The organism is Aeromonas dhakensis (genome assembly GCF_000820305.1).
GTDB lineage: Bacteria > Pseudomonadota > Gammaproteobacteria > Enterobacterales > Aeromonadaceae > Aeromonas > Aeromonas dhakensis.
Window position 1 is genome coordinate 30,134 of record NZ_CDBH01000021.1, and the last position, 21,529, is coordinate 51,662.

The following is a 21,529-nucleotide window of genomic DNA, read 5'->3' on the forward strand; positions in this document are numbered from 1 at the left end:
GATGGGATTTCTGCTCTCTCTATTTTATCTAATGCACTGAATTAAAAGGAAAGTCAGGTTGGTGTCAGGCTGCTGTCGTGTCGCATGCCACCCTCCGGCCCCTATGCTGGCCCCGTCAATCAACCACAAGGAGTTCGAGATGATCGTCAGGAAGTTGAGATTGCAGCGGGGCTGGTCACAGGAGCAGTTGGCCGCCTTTACCGGCCTGAGCGTTCGCACCATTCAGCGGATCGAGCAGGGTCAGCAGCCCGGACTGGAATCCATCAAGGCCCTGGCCGCCGTCTTTGAGCTCGAGGTGGCGCAACTTGACGGTACAAGCCAACAGGAGCATGAGATGAGAGGGAGTGACACGATGGAACGGGATCAGATCCGGGTATCGGTAGAGGAGCGGGCCGCCATGCGTTATGTGGAGGGGCTCAAGGGCTTCTATTACCACATCGCCAGCTACCTGCTGGTAATATGCGGGCTGTTTGTCATCAACTATCTGAGCAACCCGGGCTATATCTGGGCCTGGTGGCCGGCACTGGGCTGGGGGCTGGGGCTGATCTCCCATGCCATCAACCTGTTCCAGCCCTTCAAGCTGTTCGGCCCCGAGTGGGAGCGACAGCAGATCGAGAAACGACTGGGACGCAAGCTCTAGGGTGAGCTGTGCACCATAAAAAACGGGCCCGGCAATACCGGGCCCGTTTTGTTTTATTGTCTGCAGCTACCTGGCGTTGGCGGGACTGTGAGTGGCGATCAGGGCATCATCTTCATGGCACCACAGGGTTGCCCAGGTTCAGCCACTTATCGTCACTTGGCGTAGGTAGGGCAGGGGGTCGCGATCAGGGCATCATCTTCATAACGCCACAGGGTGAGGCTGTTGCCCCAGACGCAGCCGGTGTCGAGCGCCTTGATATCCTGCTTGCCGGTGTTGCCCATCAGGGCCGCCCAGTGGCCGAACACCAGAATGGGGTCGTCCACATGGTGTTCGCGCTGCTCGAACCAGGGGCGCAGGCCCGGGGTCGACTCGGTGGGGCCCTTCTTGCATTTGAAGTCGAGCCGGCCGTCGAAATAGCAGAAGCGCATCCGGGTGAAGGTGTTGATGATGTAGCGGTAGCGCTCGATCCCGACCAGATCGTCCTGCCAGCCATCGGGCTGATCGCCATACATGTTGTGCAGCAACCACTGGTACTGATCACCGCGCAGCAGGCTCTCCACCTCGCGGGCACAGTTGCGGGCGGTGCGGGCGTCCCACGCCGGGGAGATGCCGGCATGCACCATCATGATGGGCAGGTCGGGGTGCTCCGCCAGCAGCGGGCGGTGGCGCAGCCACTCCAGCAGCTCGTCCCGATCCGGGGCGTCCATCAGCTCCTGCAGTCTGTCTTTCTTCTTGAGTGGGGCGACCCCATCGGCGACCGCCAGCAGGTGCAGGTCGTGGTTGCCGAGCACGGTGACGGCACGGTTGCCCAGCCCTTTGACGAAGCGCAGGGTGTTGAGGGAGTCCGGGCCGCGGGCGACCAGATCGCCGCACAGCCAGAGTACGTCGTTAGCGGGATCGAACTCGGCCAGATCCAGCAGACGGCGCAAGTCGTCGTAACAGCCCTGGATATCGCCAACAAAACAGTTCGCCATGAAACCTCAGTTGATAATGTGGGGGACGGCCAGCGTAAAGGGTGCGATGGGCACCTCGAATTGCTGCCCCGACTCGTCTTGCAGGGTATAACTCCCTTCCATCACGCCGAGCGGGGTGGCCAGCGGCACGCCGCTCTGATAGCGGAAGGTCTCGCCGGGGGCGATGACCGGCTGCTCGCCGACCACGCCGGGGCCTTCGACTTCCAGCATCTTGCCATTGGCATCTGTGATGAGCCAGCGTCGGCGCAGCAGTTGCGCCGGGCCGGGCCCCAGGTTCTCGATCTCGATGAGATAGTGGAACTGGTAAGGGTCTTTGCTGTCCGCCACATACGAGGGGTATGGGCGGACCAGGATGTGCGGGGTTGCCACGGGATCAGGCCTTTGGCTGATCCGCCAGCCAGTTGGCGATCATGACGAACTGCTCGAGGGAGAGGTTCTCCGGGCGCAGGTTGCCATCGATACCAAGCTCGGTCAGCTGGGCGTCCGTGATGAAGTTGGAGAAGCTGTTGCGAATGGTCTTGCGACGCTGGCCGAAGCCCTCGGTGCAGACCCGGTTCAGGCAACGAATGTCTTTCGCGACTATGGTGGGGTTCTTGTGCGGGATCAGACGGACCACGGCAGAATCCACCTTGGGCGCCGGCTTGAAGGCGCCAGGGCCCACTTCCAGCACAGGTACTACCTGGCAGTAGTACTGGGTCATCACGCTCAGACGGCCATAGGCCTTGCTGCCCGGGCCGGCGGCCAGACGCAGCACCACTTCCTTTTGCAGCATGAAGTGCATGTCTTCTACCCGATCGGCGAACTCGCACAGGTGGAAGATGAGCGGGGTGGAGATGTTGTAGGGCAGGTTGCCGAAGATGCGCAGCGGCCCCTTGCCTTCCCCCATCAGGGTGCTGAAGTCAAAACGCATGGCATCGGCTTCGATGACGGTGAGCTTGTCCTTCAGGGTCGGGTGCTCGCGCAGGCGCGCCGCCAGATCCCGGTCCAGCTCGACTACGGTCATCTTGTCCATCTGGGCGGCGACCGGCTCGGTCAGCGCGGCCAGACCCGGGCCGATTTCCACCAGGTTCTGACCCGGTTGCGGATTGATGGCGGCCACGATCTGGTCGATCACGTAGCGATCGTGCAAGAAGTTCTGACCGAAACGCTTACGGGCCGTGTGGCCCATGTGCACCTTACTGCTCATATCTTTTTTTCTCTACCATCTTGATGGCGTGGTTGATCGCGGTGATCAGGCTGCCGGAGTCGGCCAGGCCCTTGCCTGCCAGATCCAGTGCGGTGCCGTGATCCACCGAAGTGCGGATGAAAGGGAGTCCAAGGGTGATATTGACCGAACTGCCGAAGCCCTTGTATTTGAGCACGGGCAGCCCCTGGTCGTGGTACATGGCGAGTACCGCATCCGCATCCTTGAGGTATTTCTCCTGGAACAGGGTATCGGCCGGCAGCGGGCCGACCAGATCGATCCCCTCCTGGCGCAGGCCGGCCAGGGCGGGTTCGATCACGTCAATCTCTTCACGGCCGAGGTGGCCGCCTTCCCCTGCGTGGGGGTTGAGGCCGCAGACGTAAATGCGGGGCTTGGCGATGCCAAACTTGGCTTTGAGATCCGCATCCAGGATGCGGATCACCTTGCCGAGGCGATCCTCGGTGATGGCCATCGCCACATAGGCCAGCGGAATGTGGGTGGTCGCCAGCGCGACCCGCAGCCCTTCGGTCGCCAGCAGCATCACCACGTCGGCGGTGTTGGATTGCTGGGCGAAGAACTCGGTGTGACCGCTGAACGAGACGCCAGCCTGGTTGATGATCCCCTTGTGCACCGGCCCGGTCACCACGGCGGCAAATTCGCCGCTTATGTTGCCGTCGCAGGCGCGCTGCAGGGTGGCCAGCACGTAGGCACCATTGCCCTCGTCCAGCTTGCCCGGTATCACGGCGGCGCCGAGGGGAACCGGGCAGACGGTGAGGGTACCCGCCCGCTGCGGCTGCGCCGGCTGACCGGCATCATAGGGCAGCAGCTCGACGGGCAGCCCCAGCAGGGCGGCCCGTTCGCGCAGCAGCGCCGGATCGGCGATCACCACCAGCTGGTGCGGCCAATCCTGCTGGGCTATCTGCAGCACCAGATCCGGGCCGATCCCGGCCGGTTCACCCGGGGTAATGGCGAGGCGACGACAGGTCATCAGCTGCCGGCGCCTTCGATCTGGATGTAGGCCTCGTCACGCAGCTCGTCCAGCCAGGCCTGGGACTCTTCGGTGAAGCGGCGGTTGTAGATCAGCTGATAGGCGCGCTGCTCCTGGGCCTTGGTGGTGGCATCCTGGCTGCGGCGCTCTTCCAGCTGGACGATGTGCCAGCCGTGGGTCGTGCGGAAGGGTTCGCTGATCTGGCCCGGTTGCAGGCGGTTGACCATGTCGCGGAACTCGGGCACGTAGACGTTGGGATCGGACCAGCCCAGTTCGCCACCCTGCACCGCGGAGCCCGGATCCTCGGAGTACTTCTCCGCCAGGCTGGCGAAGCTCGCCTTGCCGCTCTTGATGTCGTGCAGGATGCCATCCAGCATCCCCTTGGCTTTCTCTTCGCTCAGGATGATGGAGGGCTTGATCAGGATGTGGCGGGCGCGCACTTCGGTCTGCACCACCTGCTGCTGGCCCTTGCTGTCGAACACCTTGATGATGTGCAGACCGGCACCGGAGCGCAGCGGGCCGACGATGTCGCCCTTCTTGGCACCTTGCACGGCCTCGGCCATCAGGGTCGGCATCTCTTGCGGGCTCATCCAGCCCCAGTCACCCCCTTCCAGCGCCTTGGGTCCGCTGCTCTCGGCAATGGCCATCTTGCGGAAGTCGGCGCCCTGCTTGAGGGCGGCCAGGATGCGTTCAATCTTGCTCTTGGCGGCGTTGAGCTGCTCGGCGCTAGGGTTGTCCGGCAGGGCAACCTGGATGTGGCCGACATGGTACTGCTGTTGCTGCTGACCCTGCTTGGCCAGGATATCCACTACCTGCTTCACCTCCTGCTCGGAGATGTTGATGCGGCGGCGCACCTGGTTGCGGCGCACCTCGTTCATCAGGATCTCGCGGCGCACCTCTTCCCGATACTGGGCATAGGTCAGCCCTTCGCGATCCAGCTGGGCACGCAGCTGATCCAGGGTCATCTTGTTGTCGGCGGCGATGCTCTGGATCGCTTGCTCCAGCTGGGTATCGCTGATCTTGAGGCCCTGGCGCTCGGCCAGCTGCAACTGCAGGCTCTCCTGGATCAGGCGGTCCAGCGCCTGTTTGCGCAAGGTAGCGTCATCGGGCAGGGACTGGCCGTTTTCCTGGGCGGAGATCTTGACCTTCTGGACCAGGGCCTCCTGCTGGCTGGCCAGCACCACGTCCTTGTTGACCACGGCAAGCACCTTGTCCATCAGCTCGGGGGCGGCGAAGGCACCCTGGCTCATGGCTCCGAACAGGCCTGCAGTCAGCAGGGAAATCAACGTCTTCTTCATATCCATCTCTCAAGGCGTTTGCCAGACCGCTTATTGGTCTCGCAGGTTAAACGGACGAATGTAAGGCAGTGCTTCGGTGTCAAGGGAGGTGCCCTTGGTGCCGGTACCCACGCTACCCAATCCTTTCATTTCAAACTGAATGCCCAGGCTGCGCTCCGAGGTCGGACGCAGGGTCACGTTGTCCGGAGTGTTGACCCACTCCAGGTTGAAGTTGATGCTCCAGCAGCAGGAGTCGTACTTCAGGCCCACCTTGCGATCAGACTTCACGCTCTGGTTGAGCTCCTGGTAGTAACCCCCGTACAGGTGCCACTGATCGTTGAGCGGCGTGGTCAACAGCAGGCCGATCTGGTTGAGGTCGGTGACCTGTCCCCGGTTTTCGAGATCGTAGTTGGCGTCGCGCACGAAACGGTGGTTCAACTGGCTGATCAGCTTCTCGTGGCGATATTCGAGGGCGCTGTTGGCGGAGCTGAGCCGGCTCTGGTCCATATCATATTGCGCGCCGGCATGGGCAAACCACTGCTCGTTGATCTTGGCATCCCCCTCGAAGGAGAGCGGGGAGCGGGTGTTGGTGGTCAGGGTTTCGCTGGGATAGAGCTTGACCCTGGGCGCAACGAAATCGAAAGCTTGGGCAACGGCCAGCCGAATTCGTTCATCGCCGACCTCATCATATACCCGGCTGGTGAGGCCGATGGAGACTCTGTTGGAGTCGCTGATGCGATCCAGGCCGGCGTAGCGGCGGTCGCTGAACAGGCTGTAGTAGTCCTGGCGCATGGTGGTGGAGTCATAGACGCCTATGTTGTCCTGATCCTTGTAGGGCACATAGAGGTACTGGAACTCCGGCTCCAGGGTCTGGTTGGCATCGCCGCCAAACCAGTTCTGGTTGCGCTCGAAGGTCATGCCGCCCTTGAGGCGGAATGAGGGCAGGGTGCGGGTGATGATCCCTTCGTCCAGGGTGACTCCGTTGGCCCCTGCAGGGGTGAAGCGGCTGACGAAGGTCTGGCTCATGTTGTCCGGCACTTCCTGATCGTAACGGGTGTACATCAGCTTGTACTGGCTGTCGAGGTAGTAGCCAGCCTCGTTGATCAGCGGCATGGTCAGGGTCGGGGCCGTGTAGACCCGGGTGCCGGTGTAGGCGCCGCCCTGGTTCTGGGCGATGGCCTGGGCATTGTTGTAGCCGAACTTGGTGATCTCGGTGTTCCAGGCCAGATCGTACCAGCTGCCCTGCTGGTAGTAGTTGTGGTCGATGCGCGGCATCAGCTCGTGGGGCTGCTGGGCGCTGGCCAGCAGGATCTGGTAGGTGCGCACCTCGGTGTTGATGTTCCAGTTGGGCTGGAAGTAACCGGCCATCAGAGACTGCTGCAACTGGTTCTCGACCTGGGTACCCACCTTGGGGGAGAAGTCGTTGAAGTAGTTGTAATCCCGATCCCGCACCTTGGTGTAGTCGAGCGACACCCGCATGGCGTTGTCGGCAAACAGCGAGGTGTGGTTTGCGTTGAGCAGGTAACGGTGACCGTCGGACATGGCCTGGTTGAGGCTCGGGGTCTCGTCGTACTGCTTGTCGTTGGCCAGGTTCTCGAAATAGAGGCTGCCCACGTGAGCCGGATCCGGCATGTAGCGGAACTGCACCTGCTCCATCAGGCCTCGTCTGTCCATGAAGCGGGAGGTGATGGTGGCATCGTAGTTGGGGGCTATGTTCCAGTAGAACGGCTGGGTGATGTCCATGCCGTTCTTGGAGCTCTGGGTGTAACCCGGGTAGAGCAGACCCGTTTTGCGCTCATCCTTGATGGGGAAGTTGATGTACGGGAAGTAGAACACCGGGTAGTCGTAGAGCCAGAGGCTGGCGTTCCAGGCTTCCCCGAACACCTCGGTCTGATCGATGTCGATGCTGCCCGCCTTCAGGGTCCAGACCTCCTGGCCCGGTGGGCAGGTGGTGTACTGGGCCCCTTCCAGGGTGATGTTCTGGTTGTTGTTGGTCATGGTGACCCGGTCGGCGGAGCCGCGCACCGGCGAGCCATGCACCTGATACTTGCCCTCTTCCAGCTCGGAATTCTTGGTATCCAGGTTGGATTTCAGGGTCTTGTCGCTGGTGACCGTGATCTGGCCGTCGTTGTAATAGATGTTGCCGATGGCGATGACGTCCCGGCTCTTCTGATCGAGCTCGGCGTAGTCGGAATCGAACTTGCGCACGCCCTGGCGCACCTTGACGTCGCCCTGATAGACGGCGGTGCCGCCCTGCTTGGCTTCGAGGCGATCGGCATCCACCTCCACGGGCTGGGCATTGGCGTCGGTGCCGGGCGCCAGTTTTTCAATCTTGGGGACATAGTCATAGCAGAGCCCGTCCAGGATCCCGGTGGCGGGAGGCGGCGTCAGCGGCGCTGCCTGCACGATGGCAGGGGTCAGGGCAGGAACAAGGCTGATGGTCAGGGCGATGGGATAGGAGTATCCCAGTGTCCGTTTTGTCATGTGAAAGACTCGCGCAATCCGTGGTAGCTACGGCTGATTCAAGACATGCATTTTACGACAGGATTCATCGAGTTGACATTGCATGTCATTGCTTTATGTTAGCCGGCAATGATAAAGCATTATTGCGGCCAGGGCTAACAGCCAAGTGCTGCTTTCCAATTTGGTCCCCGACTTATGCACGATCGCGATTCCCTCTTGCTGCACTGGGCGCGCCGGATTTCCGGTGATGCCAGCCTTCAGTTGACCCTCATTTCCGGTGACGCCAGTTTTCGCCGCTACCACCGTGGCGGTGGCCTGATCTGGGTGGATGCCAACCCTAAAACCGAAAAGAATCATGAGTTTGTCCGTAATGCCTCGGCCCTGCACACCAGCGGTCTGCTGGCCCCCGAAGTGCGGGCGGTGGACTACGAGCAGGGGCTGCTGGCGGTGACCGATCTGGGGGATACCCAGCTTATCGGCTGCCTGAACGCAGACAATGTGCAGGCCTGGTACGGCAAGGCCATCGCGCTGCTGCCCCGTCTCGGCGCGGTTGAGCTGGACCTTGAGCCTTTTGATTCCGCCTTCATGGCGCGGGAGAACAGCATTTTCCCCGAGTGGCTGCTGGGTCACCATCTGCAACTGACCCTGAGCGATGAAGAGCAGCAGCTGCTGACCGAGACCTTCGCCTGCCTCACCGAGAACAACCTGGCCCAGCCCCAGGGGGTGATGCACCGGGATTTTCACAGCCGCAACCTGATGGTGTGCGGCGGTGAGACCCCGGCCGACAGCGAGCTGGCCGTCATCGACTTCCAGGACATGGTCATAGGGCCGCTCAGCTATGACCTGGTCTCGCTGCTGAAAGACTGCTACGTGCGCTGGCCGGACGCGGTGATCGAGCAGGGCATGGCACTCGGGTTTGACACTTTGCAGCAAGCCAGTCTGCTGGGCGGGCTCGATTACGCCGCGTTTCGTCGCGCGGCTGACCTCACCGGCATGCAGCGCCACCTCAAGGCGGCGGGCATCTTCACCCGGCTCTACCACCGCGACGGCAAGTCCGGCTACCTCAAGGATATTCCCCGTACCCTGGGCTACGTGGTGGATGTCTGCCGCAGCCATGGCGCCGCCTATCCGGTGCTGGCCCGCTTCGGCCAGTGGCTGGAGCAGGTGGTGCTGCCCGGGCTGGCCCGCAGCGGAGTGGCGTCATGAAGGCGATGATTCTGGCCGCCGGGCGCGGCGAGCGGATGCGCCCGCTCACCGACAGCCTGCCCAAGCCGCTGCTGGCGGTGGGGGGCAAGCCGCTCATCGTGCACCATATCGACAAACTCAAGGCGGCCGGCGTGACCGACCTGGTCATCAATCACGCCTGGCTTGGTCACAAGCTGGTGGAAGCGCTCGGCGATGGCCGTGCGCTCGGGGTTTCCATCCACTGGTCGGCCGAGGAGAGCGCGCTGGAGACCGCCGGCGGCATCGTACAGGCGCTGCCGCTGCTGGGGGATGAGCCGTTTCTGGTGATCAACGGCGATACCTGGCTCGACCTGGACTATCGCACCCTGGTGAGCCAGCCCCTTGGCGACCAGCTGGCCCACCTCTGGCTGGTGCCCAACCCGCCGCAGCATCCGGCGGGGGATTTTGCGCTGCAGGCGTGCAAGGTGGTTGATACCCCTGCGCTGACTTTCAGCGGCGTCGGGCTCTATGATCCCGCCGCCTTTGCCGGATTGGCGGCGGGGGCACGCAAGCTGGCGCCCCTGCTGCGGGAGTGGATGGCGAAAGGCAGGGTGGGTGGCAGCCTGCTGGCCGGCGAGTGGCGCGACATAGGGACGGCCCAGCGGCTGCACGAGCTGGACGCTCAGTTGCAAGGACGCACTCATTAATTTCACGAGGTCTTGAACCATGCGTATTTGGGGTAAGGTGCTTGGCGCCTTCTTCGGTTTTCTGCTCGGCAACATCTTCGGTGCCCTGCTAGGCCTGTGGATCGGCCATCGTTTCGATCGGGGCATGGGCTTGAATTTTCGCCGTGCCCCCACCCAGCAGCAACAGGCGGTCTTCTTCCACGCCACCTTCGCCGTCATGGGCCACATCGCCAAGGCGAGCGGCCAGGTGACCGAGCAGGAGATCCGGGTCGCCTCCAACCTGATGGACCGGATGCGGCTGGCTGGCGAGCAGCGGGCTCGCGCTCAGGAGTCGTTCCGCCAGGGCAAGGAGGCGGACTTCCCGCTGCGGGAGACCCTGGCCGAGTTTCGCCAGGCCAGCCAGGGCCAGCGCGATATCCTACGCTTCTTCCTCGAGGTACAGCTGCAGGCCGCCTTCGCCGATGGCAAGGTTGAGGCCAGCGAGCGCGCCATCCTGCACACCATCGCCGACGAACTGGGCTTTAGCCGCATCGAGCTGGCTCGTATCCTGGCGATGGCCGAGGCGCAGATGAACTTCTTCAATCGGGCCCACGGCGGTCAGTATCAGAATGGCGGGCAGGGTGGCCAGCAGTATCGGCAGGAGGCCCCTTCCCGTGACCGGCTCAAGGATGCCTACCAGCTGCTGGGGGTGAGCGAGAGCGACAGCGATCAGGAGATCAAGCGCGCCTACCGCAAGGAGATGAGCAAGCATCACCCGGACAAGCTGGCCGCCAAGGGCTTGCCGCCCGAAATGATGGAGATGGCCAAGGAGAAGACCCAGGAGATCCAGCAGGCCTGGGAGTGGATCCGCGAGGCGCGCGGCATTCGCTGAGCGCCCCTTCATCAGCCATAAAAAAATGCCCGTCGCTGACGGGCATTTTTGTTTGCGCAGTATTTGTTCGTCGCGGCTTAGTGGCTGTCGACCCAGACGAACTTGAGCACGAACAGCAGGGCCACCACCAGCACGCAGGGGTTGATCTCGCCCCAGCGGCCGGTGCCCGCCTTCATCACGCAGTAGGAGATGAAGCCCACGGCGATCCCCTCGGTGATGGAGAAGCTGAATGGCATCATGACGGCGGTCATGAAGGCCGGCACCGCTTCGGTCAGGTCTTCCCACTTCACCCTGGTCAGCTCGGAGCACATCAGCACGCCCACGTAGATGAGGGCCCCCGCCGCCGCATACGCCGGCACCATGGCGGCCACCGGAGAGAAGAAGATGGCCAGCAGGAACAGCAGGCCGACCACGATGGTGGTCAGACCGGTACGGCCGCCTACGGCGACGCCTGAGCTGCTCTCGATGAAGGCGGTGACCGAGGAGGTGCCCATGAAGGCGCCGCCGACGGAGCTGGCGCTATCCACCAGCAGGGCCTGCTTCATGCGCGGGAAGTGACCCTTGTCATCGGCCAGCTTGGCACGGTTGGTGACGCCGATCAGGGTGCCGGAGGAGTCGAACAGGTTGACCAGCATAAAGGAGAAAATGATCCCGGCCAGGCTGATGTCGAGCGACCCCATCAGATCCAGCTGGCCGAACACCGGCTCTATGCTGGGAGGCATGGAGACGAAGCCCTTGAAGGTGACGTCGCCAAACAGCCAGCCCAAGGTGGTGGTCACCACGATGGCGATCAGCACGGCGGAGTGGACGCCGCGGGCCGAGAAGATGCAGATCAGGAAGAAGCCGAGCAGCCCCAGCAGGCAGGGCAGGGAGGTGAGGTTGCCCACCGTCACCATGGTCGCGGGGCTGGCCACCACTATGCCGGCGTTGTGCAGGCCGAGCAGGGCGATCAGCAGGCCGATGCCGGCGGTGATGCCGACCCGCAGGGTGAGCGGAATGTTGGCGATGAGCCAGTAGCGCACCCGCAGCAGGGTGAGGATCAGCAGACCCATGGCGCCCCAGAAGATGGTGCCCATGCCCACTTGCCAGGAGTAGCCCATGCCGGCCACCACCACGAAGGCGAAGAAGGCGTTGAGGCCCATGGCCGGTGCCAGCGCGATGGGCAGGTTGGCGAGCAGGCCCATCAGGATGCTGCCGATGCCGGCGATGAGGCAGGTGGTGACGAACACGGCCTGGGTGTCCATGCCGGCCGCAGAGAGGATCTGCGGGTTGACGAAGACGATGTAGACCATGGTCAGGAAGGTGGTGATGCCGGCGATCACTTCGGTGCGGGCGTTGGTGCCATGGCCCTTCAGGGCAAACAGACGCTCAAGCAATCCTTGCCCGGCGGCCTGTGTGGGGGCCTGGTGTGGTTGATTCATGTTGGATTCCAATAGGTGACGTGAAATAAGCAGCAGGAGAGGGGCATCCTCCATGGGGGAGTGACGCCCGCTTTCTGGTGGTTAAACAACCAGACTCGTCCTGATACCGTGACAGCGCGCACATTTTTACACAGGCGGCGCCGTTTACAAACCCCGGATCTGCGAGGCGGATCAATGAATAGAGCAAAAATTCAAACGTTTTCCAGGCCGAAAATAAAAAAGGTTCTCGCTGGAGAACCTTTTGAGGGGCAGGGGTCGGGTCAGAGGGTCTTGAAGTAACGCTCCACCAGCTGGGCCAGAACGGAGTCGAGCTTGTCCTGCACCTCTCCCAGTTCCCGCCCCATGCGGCGCAGGAAGAGGCTGGCCTGCTCCTCGCTCAGCTTGCGGCCGTCGATGAAGAACTCCTGTTCCGGCAGCTGTTTGTCATAGCGGGGCAGCAGGGTCCAGTTCACCAGCTCCGGCTCCACGGCGGCGAAGATCCTGGCGGCGGCAGCACAGAAGGTCTCGATGTGCGCCTTGCCGTCCGGCCCGAGGCAGCCCGGTTCAACCCGGATCTGGATGGTCAGTTTCTTCTCTGTGGTGGGCTGGGTCGTCATCTTGCTACATCCATGCATAAAAGGTATCCGTCTTGGATTGTAAGCCATCGGGCACAAGAAAGGGGAGCCTGGGCTCCCCTTGTCGCATTTGCCGGTTTACTTGGCGATGCGCTTGTACTTGGCTCTGTGCGGCTGGACCGCCTCGGCGCCGTAGGTCTTCTTCTTCCACTCTTCGTATTCGGTGAAGTTGCCTTCGAAGAATTCGATCTTGCCCTCGTCCTGATAGTCCAGGATGTGGGTGGCGATGCGGTCGAGGAACCAGCGGTCGTGGGAGATGACCATGGCGCAGCCCGGGAACTCCAGCAGGGCGTTCTCGAGGGCGCGCAGGGTTTCGATGTCCAGGTCGTTGGTCGGTTCATCCAGCAGCAGCACGTTGCCGCCGGTCTGCAGCAGCTTGGCCAGGTGCAGACGGCCGCGTTCACCACCGGAGAGCTCACCGACCCGCTTCTGCTGATCGGCTCCCTTGAAGTTGAAGCGGCCGATGTAGGCGCGGCTCGGGAACTCGTAGTTGCCGATGCGCAGGATGTCCTGGCCGTCGGCGACTTCCTCGAACACCGTCTTCTTGTCGTCCATGCTGTCGCGGAACTGATCGACAGAGGCCAGCACCACGGTTTCGCCCAAGGTGATGGCGCCGGAATCCGGCTGCTCCTGACCCGACATCATGCGGAACAGGGTGGATTTACCGGCGCCGTTCGGACCTATGATACCGACGATGGCCCCCTTCGGAATGGCAAACGACAGATCGTCGATCAGCACCCGGTCACCATAGGATTTGCGCAGGTTGGCCACTTCCACCACCTTGTCGCCGAGGCGCGGTCCGGGCGGAATGAACAGCTCGTTGGTCTCGTTGCGCTTCTGGTAGTCGTTGGTGTTGAGCTCTTCGAAGCGGGCCATACGGGCTTTGGATTTGGCCTGACGGCCTTTCGGGTTTTGACGAACCCACTCCAGCTCTTTCTCGATGGACTTGCGACGAGCCGCTTCCGTGCTGGCTTCCTGCGCCAGACGGGCATCTTTTTGCTCCAGCCAGGAGGAGTAGTTGCCCTCCCACGGGATACCCTCGCCGCGGTCCAGCTCCAGGATCCAGCCGGCCACGTTGTCGAGGAAGTAACGGTCGTGGGTGATGGCCACGACGGTGCCCTCGTAGTCGTGCAGGAAGCGCTCCAGCCAGGCCACGGACTCGGCGTCCAGGTGGTTGGTCGGTTCGTCCAAGAGCAGCATGTCCGGCTTTTCCAGCAGCAGGCGGCACAGGGCCACACGGCGGCGCTCACCACCGGAGAGGTGTTTGATCTTGGCATCCCAGGCCGGCAGGCGCAGGGCATCGGCCGCACGCTCCAGCTGGTTTTCCATGTTGTGGCCGCCCTGGGCCTGGATGATGGCTTCCAGCTCGCCCTGTTCGCGGGCCAGCTTGTCAAAGTCGGCATCCGGGTCGGCGTAAGCCGCATAGACCTCGTCCAGCCGGGCCATGGCGCGCTTCACTTCGCCAACGGCCTCTTCGACCGCTTCACGTACGGTCTGCTCCGGATCCAGCTTCGGCTCCTGCGGCAGGTAGCCAATCTTGATACCGGGTTGCGGGCGGGCTTCCCCTTCGATCTCGGTGTCGATGCCCGCCATGATGCGCAGCAGGGTGGATTTACCGGCGCCGTTCAGACCCAGCACGCCGATCTTGGCGCCCGGGAAGAAGGAGAGGGAGATGTTCTTGAGAATATGACGCTTGGGCGGCACTACCTTGCCGACCCTGTTCATGGTGTAAATAAATTGAGCCATTGGCTAATTCTCTTCCTTTTCAGCAGGTTAATGTCTTGGCACTAACAGACTGATGTCGTGGTGGGGCCAGGTCGGCGGGTCGCCAACCGGGTTCCAAAAAACCCGTCGATTGTAAACCAATGGGCGAGGGGGGGCAAAGGTGGCACCCGGCCGGCCATCCCCTTTGCCGGGGCCATCACAGCCTGCTGCAACGGGCTGCCAAACTTGGCATGATGAAGGCCCAGTTTGCCCCGGAGTTTGCATGACCAGCCTGCCTTCAGCCCCGTCTCTGGCGGCCACCCTCGTCGCCATGGGGTTGGCGCCCGCCATCGGTGAGCCGCTTGCCGCCCGCCTGCCTCGTTTGACCTTGCAGCCGGGTCAGCCGCTGCTGGCTCAGGGGGCAATGCAGGAGTCGGCTTTCTATATCGAGCGGGGCATCGCCCGCGCCTGCCACTACGCCCGGGACGGGCAGGAGCGCTGCAAGGAGTTCTACTTCGAAGGGGAGCTCTGCCTGCTTTACGACAGCTGGCTCACCGGGTCGCCTGCCCGCTACCAGCTGGAGGCCGTCACGGCGCTGCAACTGGTGCGGGTGCCGCTCGCCCTGCTGGACGAACCCGCCTGGCAGCCGGTCTGCATGGCCCTGCTGCGCCAACAGCTGTGCTACAAGGAGTGCAAGGAGGCCTTCTTGCTGCTCCACTCCCCCGAAGAGCGCTACCGGGAGCTCTGCCGTACCTTCCCCCACTGGCCGGCGCGGCTCACCCAGGTGCAGCTCGCCAACTACATCGGCATCAGCCCGGTCACCCTGTCGCGGATCCGCCGGCGCATTAACACGGGTTAATGCCGCGCCGCGCCCATTCCCGCCATGCTGGGCCCCTCGAACAAGCCTGGAGTGGGGATGATGTCGCTGTTTTTGTGGTCACAACTGGTGGTGAGCCTGGCGCTGCTGCTGGATCTGCTGTCGTTTCAGCTGCGGGCGCGCCGGGCCATTCTGGCCTGTCTGGCGCTCTCCTGCGCCCTCAATGGCGCCCATTTTGCGCTGCTGGGACAGTGGTCTGCCGCCCTGCTGCTCTGGCTGGCGAGTCTGCGCTTCGTGGTCAGCATGCTGGCCACTCACCGCCTCTTGATGTGGCTCTTTATTGGGTTGTCCTGCCTCGCGGTGCTCGCCACCTATCAGGGGCCGCTCGCCCTGCTGGGGTTGCTGGCCAGCCTGCTGCAGACCCGGGCTGCGTTTTGCCCGGATGATCGCCTGCTGCGGCGCTGGATGCTGCTGGGCACCCTCTGCTGGCTGGTCAACAACCTGCTGGTGGGGTCGCCTGTGGCGGCGCTGATGGAGGGGCTGTTTCTGGTCAGCAATCTGGTGGGCTACTACCGCCACTATGGGCGCAAGGTGTTACCTGCCGGCTGAGGTCAGTCTGCCGAGAAAAAAGCGGGTAATGCCGCAGCATGGGTGTCGTAGGGCAAAGAGGCCGCCACAGTGGCGGCCTCTTTGGAGCTATCAGGCTTTGTTGAAGCCGTTGATGAGCGCCTTTGCGTAATCGATGACGAACTGCTGGCAGTGGATGGCGGTTTGCGGATCGAACACCTCGCCGTGCAGATCGCTGTTGGAGAGCACCCGGATACCGACGAAGGGGACCTTGTAGGCCTCGGCCACCAGGGCGGCGGAGGAGGTTTCCATCTCTTCCGCGGCGGTCTGGTAGGTCTGGTGCAGCCAGTTGATGCGGGCGACCTGGCGGTTCCACTCGTCGGCGGTGCCTATGATGCCGGGGACCACCCGACCGTGGCGATAACGGTCAGCCATGTCGAGGGCGCGGCCGACCAGCTCGGGATCGCCGGCAAAGGCGGTGTGTTCCACCAGCTTGCCGTTGTCGCGCAGGCGCATGGTGACCTCGAAGTTGTGCCATTTGCTCGGATCGACGCCCTGCTCGGCGGGCGTCAGGTCACTGCGGTAGGCCCCCATGTTGAAGCTCTTGGTGCCGATGACGATGTCGCCCCGGTGCAGCGCCGGATCGTGGCCGCCCGCCGTGCCCTGATTGATGACGAGGCGCGGCCGGAAGCGCTCCATGGCGAGGGTGGTGGCCGCGGCGGCATTGGCCAGTCCCACCTCGGTGCGGGAGACGACCACCGGATAACCCGAGAGAGTGCCCTGCCAGTAGGTCCAGGCGCCCACGGTCAGCTCTTGCTTGTCCTTGAGGGCGGCCACCAGGGTCTCGACTTCGACATCCATTGCCCCCTGGATCAGGATGGGGGCGGGGGCCGGAGTGGCTGCCACGACGGCGGAGGAGAAGAGGGCAAACAGGGTGAGCAGGCGCGAGCAGCGTTTGATGAAATTCATGGATTACCTGTAGAACGTGCGAGAAAGCGCCGGATCCTACCGAAAGGCGAACGATTGCGTAAATGCAGGTGTGGTTTTTGTCAATAGCAGGCCGGCAGGAAGTCGGGTTCAGGGCTGCTTGTGGCCGGCGAAGTAGAGCACCCGCCGCACATATTGCTGGGTCTCCTGATAGGGGGGGATTCCACCATACTGCTCCACCGATTTTTCGCCGGCGTTGTAGGCCGCCGACATCAGGGTCCAGTTGCCATCGAAATGGGTGTGCAGCCACTTGAGGTAGGCCACGCCCCCCTTGATGTTCTGCTCCGGATCGAAGGGGCGGGTCACCCCGAAGCGCTGCTGGGTCTCGGGAATGAGCTGCATCAGCCCCTGGGCATTCTTGGGGGAGACGGCGCGGCTGTCGAGGTTGGATTCGGCGATGGCGATGGCCAGTACCAGCCGCTCGTCGATGCGGTGGCGCTTGGCGGCGTGGCGCAGCATGTTGGCCAGCTTCTGTTTGGCGGGCGACTGGCGGGCCAGATAGGCCTCCAGATTGAAGGGGGTGGTGGGGATGGCGGCGAAGTAACCGCCGGATCCGCCGACGCCGCTGCCGCACTGCTCCCCCATCACGGCATTGCCGACCCGGCTGTTGTAGTAACGGATGGCCTGCTGGTTGCCAAGACGGATCGCCATGGCCAGGTAGGCGTTGGCCATGCGGGGGTTGCGAACCGAGCCCGGGCCGGTGGCGAGCAGGCGGCCGATGCGAAAATACCCTTCCGGGTTACCCGTGGTGGCGGCGGCGCAGTAGAAGTGGATGGCCTGGGTCAGGTTGCCCTGACTCTGTGCCTGTTGACCTTGCTTCAGTGCGCTGAGCGCCTTGGGCGCCTGTCTGAAATCCCTGCTTTGCGCCGCTGCCTGCACGTGACCGGCCAGCAACAGCGATAAAAAAAGCAGCAAAAACAGCCTGTTTTCGCTGAGGCTCGACATGGATTCTCTCCTGTTGGGGTACAGAAGATATAGGGGAACATGGCCCGTTCTGCCATTAATCCAGTGGATCCTGTTGTTATTGATCCGGGTATCCAGAGATCAAAACGATATGGAACCAATGACCGATGCAGTCCTAGCAGGGGCTGGCCGTGCATCCAGGTGGTCGGTGGCGATAAAGAGGTGGCTAAATCAGTTGTCCCTGGCCCTCAGACGTCGAGGTGATAGGGCTGCTCGTCCGGCTCGGCAGCGGGCAGCTGGCGATACATCAGGCGAATTTCGCTCGCCACCCAGAGCGAGAGCAGGCCGAGCAGGCTCAGCAGCGGCGCCAGGGTATGGCTCTGTTGCAGTCCGTAGGCAGACAGGGCGGCGCCCAGCAACAGCAGAATACGGATCATGAGGTGACTCCTTCTCATCATGGTGAGGGGGCGGATGCGTGCCCGTGTGGCACCAAGTGCGGCCAGTATACCCCAGCCGGTGCCCGGCAAACCGCCATCCGCCTCACATCCCCATCCTAAGGGGGGAGGTGGTGCGGCGCCATTCCATTAACTCATCAAACAATTTTCAGCCGGCCGTGGCAGGGCGCACCCAGTGTCCGGTCGGGATGGCTACTCCAGCTCAGCGGGTTGGTAGTAGTCGAGATACCAGCGCACGAACGCGGCGACCCCTTCCTCGATGGAGGTGGCGGGGCGCAGGCCGGTGAGGGTGTGAAGGGGCTCACTGTCGGCCCAGGTGGCGTGCATGTCGCCCGCCTGCATCGGCAGCATCCGCTTGATGGCGGGTTTGTCCAGCGCCTGTTCCAGCGCCTCGATGAAGTCGAGCAGCCGCACCGGCTGGCCATGACCGATGTTGAGGATGCGGTAGGGGGCGGCGCTCTCGGCCGGGCTCTGTTCGCCGGCGTGCCAGTGAGGGTTGGGGCGGGGTGGCAGCTCGGCGACGGCGAGGATCCCCTCGACGATGTCGTCGATGAAGGTGAAGTCGCGGCTGAGATCGCCCTGGTTGTAGACGTCGATGGGCTCGCCCGCCAGGATGGCGCGGGTGAACCTGGCGATGGCCATGTCGGGTCGTCCCCAGGGGCCGTAGACGGTGAAGAAGCGCAGCCCTGTGGTGGGCAGACCGTAGAGTGCCGAGTAGGCGTGGGCCATCAGCTCGCCACTCTTCTTGGTGGCGGCATAGAGGGAGACCGGGTGGTCCACCTGCTGATCGGCACTGAACGGCAGCTGTTCGCCCATGCCGTAGACCGAGCTGGAGGAGGCGTAGATCAGATGCTGGATGTCGTGCTGGCGGCACCCCTCCAGCACCGTCAGCATGCCGGTGAGGTTGCTCTCGCTGTAGGCAAAGGGGTTTTCCAGCGAGTGGCGCACTCCCGCCTGGGCGCCCAGGTGGATCACCCGCTCGAACTGCCCCTCGGCAAACAGGGCGGCCATGCCGGCCCGGTCCGCCAGCTCGCCCTCTACGAAGCGAAAGTGGGGGAAGGGGGTCAGCATCGCCAGGCGAGCCTCTTTGAGGCTCACCTCGTAGTAGTCGTTGAGGTTGTCCAGCCCCACCACCTGATGACCCGCCTCGCACAGCCGTCTGGCGACGTGAAAACCGATAAAGCCGGCGGCGCCGGTGACCAGATACTTCATGGCTGGGGTCCTGTGCAGATCATGGGGCTCCTGATGGTGGTGCTGGAGTTGAGGCTGCGCGCGTTGTAGCAGAGCCGGCGCGTCTGTGCCATGGCAAACCGCCCTTTTCGTCAAAGTGGGGGCGGCTCAGGCGCGGCATGCTGCATCTTGGTGCAGCGGCTGTCAATGGAGAATGACAGGCACCAAAACGGGGCGTGGGTGGTGACTATTGTGATCATGGTCGCAAAAAATAGACTGAATCCCATAACGAAGCCCTGTGGACAGGGCTCGCGCCCGCTCTGCGGGCAACAGACACTCTTTCACTTCGCTATTGGATACCGGTTATGGACAACACCCCTGTCTCGGCGCAGTCCGTTCGTACTGCGCACCCCCTCTATGAAGACATCATCGCCCTGCTGACCGCCGCCGGCTTCGTCTCTCTCGGCATCTTTCTGTTTCATCAGGTGGGCCTGCTCACCGGCGGCACTGCCGGGCTGGCACTGCTGCTGCAGCAGGTGACCGGGCTGAGCTTCGGCCTGCTGTTCTTCGGCATGAACCTGCCCTTCTATGCCCTGGCCTGGCTCAGGATGGGGCCGCGCTTCACCCTCAACACCTTCGTCTCGGTGGCGACCGTCTCCTTCATGACGGATCACCTCAATGGCGTGCTGCAGATAGGCAAGATTGAGCCGGTCTACGCGGCGCTCATCGGTGGCACCCTGATCGGCATGGGGCTGCTCATCATGTTCCGCCACAAATCGAGCCTGGGCGGCTTCAACATCCTGGCGCTGTTTATCCAGGATCGCTTCGGCATCCGCGCCGGCAAGCTGCAAATGGGGCTGGATTGCACCATCGTCATCGCCTCCTTCTTCGTGGTGCAGCCCTGGATCCTGGCCCTCTCCGTGGTGGCGGCCATCATCTGTAACCTGGTGTTGACACTCAACCACAAGCCGGGTCGCTATCAGTTGGCGTGAGGCTTCTGTGAGCCGGGTGGAAAAAGGGTGTGCAGCCGATGATCGGGCAGTGGTGAGGAGAGGCCCCAGTGCACCCTGTGCCGCAGCAGATTGCCCTGGGCTTCCAGCCGGATCAGGATCTGGTTGAAGGCTGCCAGCTGCGCCTCGCTCATGCGTTGGCGGTTGAAGGCGATGTAGTAGTTCGCCTCGTGACTCTTCTGCCATAGTTTGATCTTCGAGGCGCCACTGAGGTTGAGTCGATAGAGGGCCACATCCAGGTTGGAGAAGTAGAGGTTGTAGCGCCCCTGTCGTTCTATCTTGAGCAGGTTCGCATAATCATCGTTGACGTTGAGTTCCAGCTGCATCGGGGGGATCCCCTGCTGGTGCAGGGTGTCGTCCAGCTGGCGCAGCAAGGTCTCGCTGAAGGAGCCTCTGGTCACCCCGATCCGTGCGTGACCAAGGCGAGCCAGAGTCAGCGGCGCGTCAATTTCATCGACGTGGGCAAAGATGCCCCAGCTCGCCTTGCACAGCGGTACCGAGTAGCTCAGCGTCTTTGCCCTGGCATCGCTCCAGGCGAGCGGAAACATGCCGTCCACTTCCCCCAGATCCAGCTCCTTTCTGGCCCGCAGATTGGGGCGCAGCGTTATCTGGCACCCCTCAGGCCAGTAGCTGCACGCCTCTTTGACCATGTCCACCATGGCGCCGGTCGGCTGGTTGTCACTGCCCATGAAGCTGTAGGGAGCAAACTCCTGGACGACCAGACGCAGGGGGGCGGCAACGCAGAGAGGGGAGAGGAGCCAGAGCAACAGCAGACGAGCAGGCATGGGGCAAGCATCCGTGATTGACACCCTTGCAGTATGAGCGAGAAATCGCCCTACAGGACGACGGTATACATCCCCTGCGGATCCGTGATCACCCGGGCCGGGTAGTCATAGAGCCGGTCGATGAGATCAGGCGTCAGCACCTCGCGCGGGGTGCCGTCGGCCATCACTCTGCCCTGCTCCAGCATCACCAGCCGGTCGGCGTAACGGGCCGCCAGATTGAGGTCGTGCAACACCACCAGCACGGCGGTATGGCGGGCGGCGAGGGCGCGGGCCATGGTGAGCAGCTGGTGTTGGTACTTGAGATCGAGCGCCGAGGTGGGCTCGTCGAGCAGCAGCAGCCGCGCTTGTTGCGGTTCCTCCGGGGCCTGCCAGATCTGGGCCAGCACCCGGGCGAACTGCACCCGCTGGCGCTCCCCGCCGGAGAGACCGGGATAGAGGCGGCCGGCCAGATGATCCACCCCGGCATGGGTCATGGCGGCCCGCACTATCTCGTCGCGCCGGCTGGTCGGCTCGCTGTGGGGCAGCCGGCCCATGGCCACCACCTCTTCGCACAGGAAGGGGAAATTCAGGGACGAGCTCTGCGGCAACACGCCTACACGGTGGGCTAGCTCGTTGCCGGCCCACTCCCGCCGCTCCCGGCCAAACAGATCTATCTCCCCCTCATGTTCCAGCTCGCCGGTGAGGCACTTGAGCAGCGAGCTCTTGCCGGCGCCGTTGGGGCCGAGCAGGGCGGTGAGGCTGCCCGCCTGCAGGCTGAGATCTAGCCTGTCCAGGATGGGGCGGCCGCCCCGGCTGAGGCTGAGCTGGCGACAGTGCAGCAGGGTCGATGAAGTTGACAAGATGAGTCCTC

The 21,529-nt window shown here is 63.0% G+C and carries 22 protein-coding genes; 7 read left to right on the forward strand and 15 right to left on the reverse strand.

Going from position 1 to position 21,529, the window contains the following annotated elements; genetic code table 11:
• The first annotated feature begins 139 nt into the window (after positions 1 to 139).
• On the forward strand, positions 140 to 640 hold the full coding sequence (locus tag BN1143_RS02495) for a 2TM domain-containing protein (protein ID WP_042049556.1): 501 nt from the start codon (positions 140 to 142) through the stop codon (positions 638 to 640).
• A gap of 152 nt (positions 641 to 792) precedes the next feature.
• Here BN1143_RS02495 and BN1143_RS02500 read toward each other — a convergent pair whose 3' ends face one another.
• From BN1143_RS02500 to lptD, 6 genes are read right to left on the reverse strand one after another with little or no spacing between them, the layout of a single operon-like run.
• Positions 793 to 1,614: a symmetrical bis(5'-nucleosyl)-tetraphosphatase gene (locus BN1143_RS02500; protein ID WP_005304169.1), complete on the reverse strand. Its 822-nt coding sequence runs from the start codon at positions 1,612 to 1,614 to the stop codon at positions 793 to 795.
• Positions 1,615 to 1,620: 6 nt separating this feature from the next.
• Positions 1,621 to 1,983 carry a Co2+/Mg2+ efflux protein ApaG gene (apaG, locus tag BN1143_RS02505; protein WP_005304166.1) on the reverse strand — a complete coding sequence of 121 codons (363 nt, stop codon included), beginning with the start codon at positions 1,981 to 1,983 and terminating at the stop codon, positions 1,621 to 1,623.
• A gap of 4 nt (positions 1,984 to 1,987) precedes the next feature.
• Entirely contained in the window at positions 1,988 to 2,800 is an 813-nt protein-coding gene (gene rsmA, locus BN1143_RS02510) for a 16S rRNA (adenine(1518)-N(6)/adenine(1519)-N(6))-dimethyltransferase RsmA (protein WP_005304162.1), read from the reverse strand.
• Complete coding sequence (gene pdxA, locus BN1143_RS02515) at positions 2,790 to 3,785, reverse strand: 4-hydroxythreonine-4-phosphate dehydrogenase PdxA (protein ID WP_042049557.1); 996 nt, start codon at positions 3,783 to 3,785, stop codon at positions 2,790 to 2,792. The genes rsmA and pdxA overlap by 11 nt, the downstream gene beginning before the upstream one ends.
• Positions 3,785 to 5,083 carry a peptidylprolyl isomerase SurA gene (surA, locus tag BN1143_RS02520; RefSeq protein WP_005304159.1) on the reverse strand — a complete coding sequence of 433 codons (1,299 nt, stop codon included), beginning with the start codon at positions 5,081 to 5,083 and terminating at the stop codon, positions 3,785 to 3,787. The genes pdxA and surA overlap by 1 nt, the downstream gene beginning before the upstream one ends.
• 30 nt (positions 5,084 to 5,113) lie before the next feature.
• Positions 5,114 to 7,546, reverse strand: a complete 2,433-nt coding sequence (lptD, locus tag BN1143_RS02525) for an LPS assembly protein LptD (protein ID WP_042049558.1) — start codon at positions 7,544 to 7,546, stop codon at positions 5,114 to 5,116.
• 174 nt (positions 7,547 to 7,720) lie between these two features.
• On the opposite strand from lptD, the gene BN1143_RS02530 reads away from it, so the two are divergent.
• Genes BN1143_RS02530 through djlA form a run of 3 tightly spaced genes read left to right on the forward strand, consistent with a single transcriptional unit; the run spans position 7,721 to position 10,246 of the window.
• Positions 7,721 to 8,731, forward strand: coding sequence for an aminoglycoside phosphotransferase family protein (locus BN1143_RS02530; protein WP_042049559.1), 1,011 nt, complete (start codon positions 7,721 to 7,723; stop codon positions 8,729 to 8,731).
• Entirely contained in the window at positions 8,728 to 9,396 is a 669-nt protein-coding gene (gene murU / locus BN1143_RS02535) for an N-acetylmuramate alpha-1-phosphate uridylyltransferase MurU (protein WP_042049560.1), read from the forward strand. The genes BN1143_RS02530 and murU overlap by 4 nt, the downstream gene beginning before the upstream one ends.
• 19 nt (positions 9,397 to 9,415) lie before the next feature.
• Positions 9,416 to 10,246 (forward strand): co-chaperone DjlA, encoded by an 831-nt coding sequence (djlA, locus tag BN1143_RS02540; protein WP_017779140.1) that lies wholly within the window; start codon positions 9,416 to 9,418, stop codon positions 10,244 to 10,246.
• Between the two features lie 77 nt (positions 10,247 to 10,323).
• On the opposite strand, the gene BN1143_RS02545 is transcribed toward djlA, so the two are convergent.
• From BN1143_RS02545 to ettA, 3 genes are all read right to left on the reverse strand, one after another.
• A complete protein-coding gene (locus BN1143_RS02545; RefSeq protein WP_042049646.1) occupies positions 10,324 to 11,667 on the reverse strand; it encodes an NCS2 family permease in 1,344 nt (447 codons plus the stop codon).
• 260 nt (positions 11,668 to 11,927) lie between these two features.
• Positions 11,928 to 12,263 carry a hypothetical protein gene (locus BN1143_RS02550; RefSeq protein WP_010634932.1) on the reverse strand — a complete coding sequence of 112 codons (336 nt, stop codon included), beginning with the start codon at positions 12,261 to 12,263 and terminating at the stop codon, positions 11,928 to 11,930.
• A 96-nt stretch (positions 12,264 to 12,359) separates the two neighbouring features.
• Positions 12,360 to 14,027 (reverse strand): energy-dependent translational throttle protein EttA, encoded by a 1,668-nt coding sequence (gene ettA, locus BN1143_RS02555; RefSeq protein ID WP_010634931.1) that lies wholly within the window; start codon positions 14,025 to 14,027, stop codon positions 12,360 to 12,362.
• 241 nt (positions 14,028 to 14,268) lie between these two features.
• Here ettA and BN1143_RS02560 point away from each other — a divergent pair, with 241 nt between their 5' ends.
• Together BN1143_RS02560 and BN1143_RS02565 are read left to right on the forward strand one after the other, a co-directional pair.
• A complete protein-coding gene (locus BN1143_RS02560; RefSeq protein WP_042049561.1) occupies positions 14,269 to 14,844 on the forward strand; it encodes a Crp/Fnr family transcriptional regulator in 576 nt (191 codons plus the stop codon).
• Positions 14,845 to 14,901: 57 nt separating this feature from the next.
• Complete coding sequence (locus BN1143_RS02565; RefSeq protein WP_042049562.1) at positions 14,902 to 15,411, forward strand: YgjV family protein; 510 nt, start codon at positions 14,902 to 14,904, stop codon at positions 15,409 to 15,411.
• A gap of 90 nt (positions 15,412 to 15,501) precedes the next feature.
• Here the strand turns inward: BN1143_RS02565 and BN1143_RS02570 are convergent, their stop codons facing one another.
• From BN1143_RS02570 to BN1143_RS02585, 4 genes are all read right to left on the reverse strand, one after another.
• Positions 15,502 to 16,338 (reverse strand): phosphorylase family protein, encoded by an 837-nt coding sequence (locus BN1143_RS02570; protein WP_042049563.1) that lies wholly within the window; start codon positions 16,336 to 16,338, stop codon positions 15,502 to 15,504.
• 108 nt (positions 16,339 to 16,446) lie between these two features.
• Entirely contained in the window at positions 16,447 to 17,301 is an 855-nt protein-coding gene (locus BN1143_RS02575) for a lytic transglycosylase domain-containing protein (protein ID WP_042049564.1), read from the reverse strand.
• A gap of 206 nt (positions 17,302 to 17,507) precedes the next feature.
• Complete coding sequence (locus BN1143_RS02580; RefSeq protein ID WP_011704892.1) at positions 17,508 to 17,696, reverse strand: hypothetical protein; 189 nt, start codon at positions 17,694 to 17,696, stop codon at positions 17,508 to 17,510.
• 210 nt (positions 17,697 to 17,906) lie between these two features.
• A complete protein-coding gene (locus tag BN1143_RS02585; protein WP_017763875.1) occupies positions 17,907 to 18,926 on the reverse strand; it encodes an NAD-dependent epimerase in 1,020 nt (339 codons plus the stop codon).
• Between the two features lie 323 nt (positions 18,927 to 19,249).
• Here BN1143_RS02585 and BN1143_RS02590 point away from each other — a divergent pair, with 323 nt between their 5' ends.
• A complete protein-coding gene (locus BN1143_RS02590) occupies positions 19,250 to 19,876 on the forward strand; it encodes a YitT family protein (RefSeq protein ID WP_017787700.1) in 627 nt (208 codons plus the stop codon).
• On the opposite strand, the gene BN1143_RS02595 is transcribed toward BN1143_RS02590, so the two are convergent.
• Together BN1143_RS02595 and BN1143_RS02600 are read right to left on the reverse strand one after the other, a co-directional pair.
• A complete protein-coding gene (locus BN1143_RS02595) occupies positions 19,864 to 20,679 on the reverse strand; it encodes a substrate-binding periplasmic protein (RefSeq protein WP_017787701.1) in 816 nt (271 codons plus the stop codon). The two genes, BN1143_RS02590 and BN1143_RS02595, sit on opposite strands and share 13 nt — an antisense overlap.
• Positions 20,680 to 20,729: 50 nt before the next feature.
• A complete protein-coding gene (locus BN1143_RS02600; RefSeq protein ID WP_042049566.1) occupies positions 20,730 to 21,518 on the reverse strand; it encodes a heme ABC transporter ATP-binding protein in 789 nt (262 codons plus the stop codon).
• Between the last annotated feature and the right edge of the window lie 11 nt (positions 21,519 to 21,529).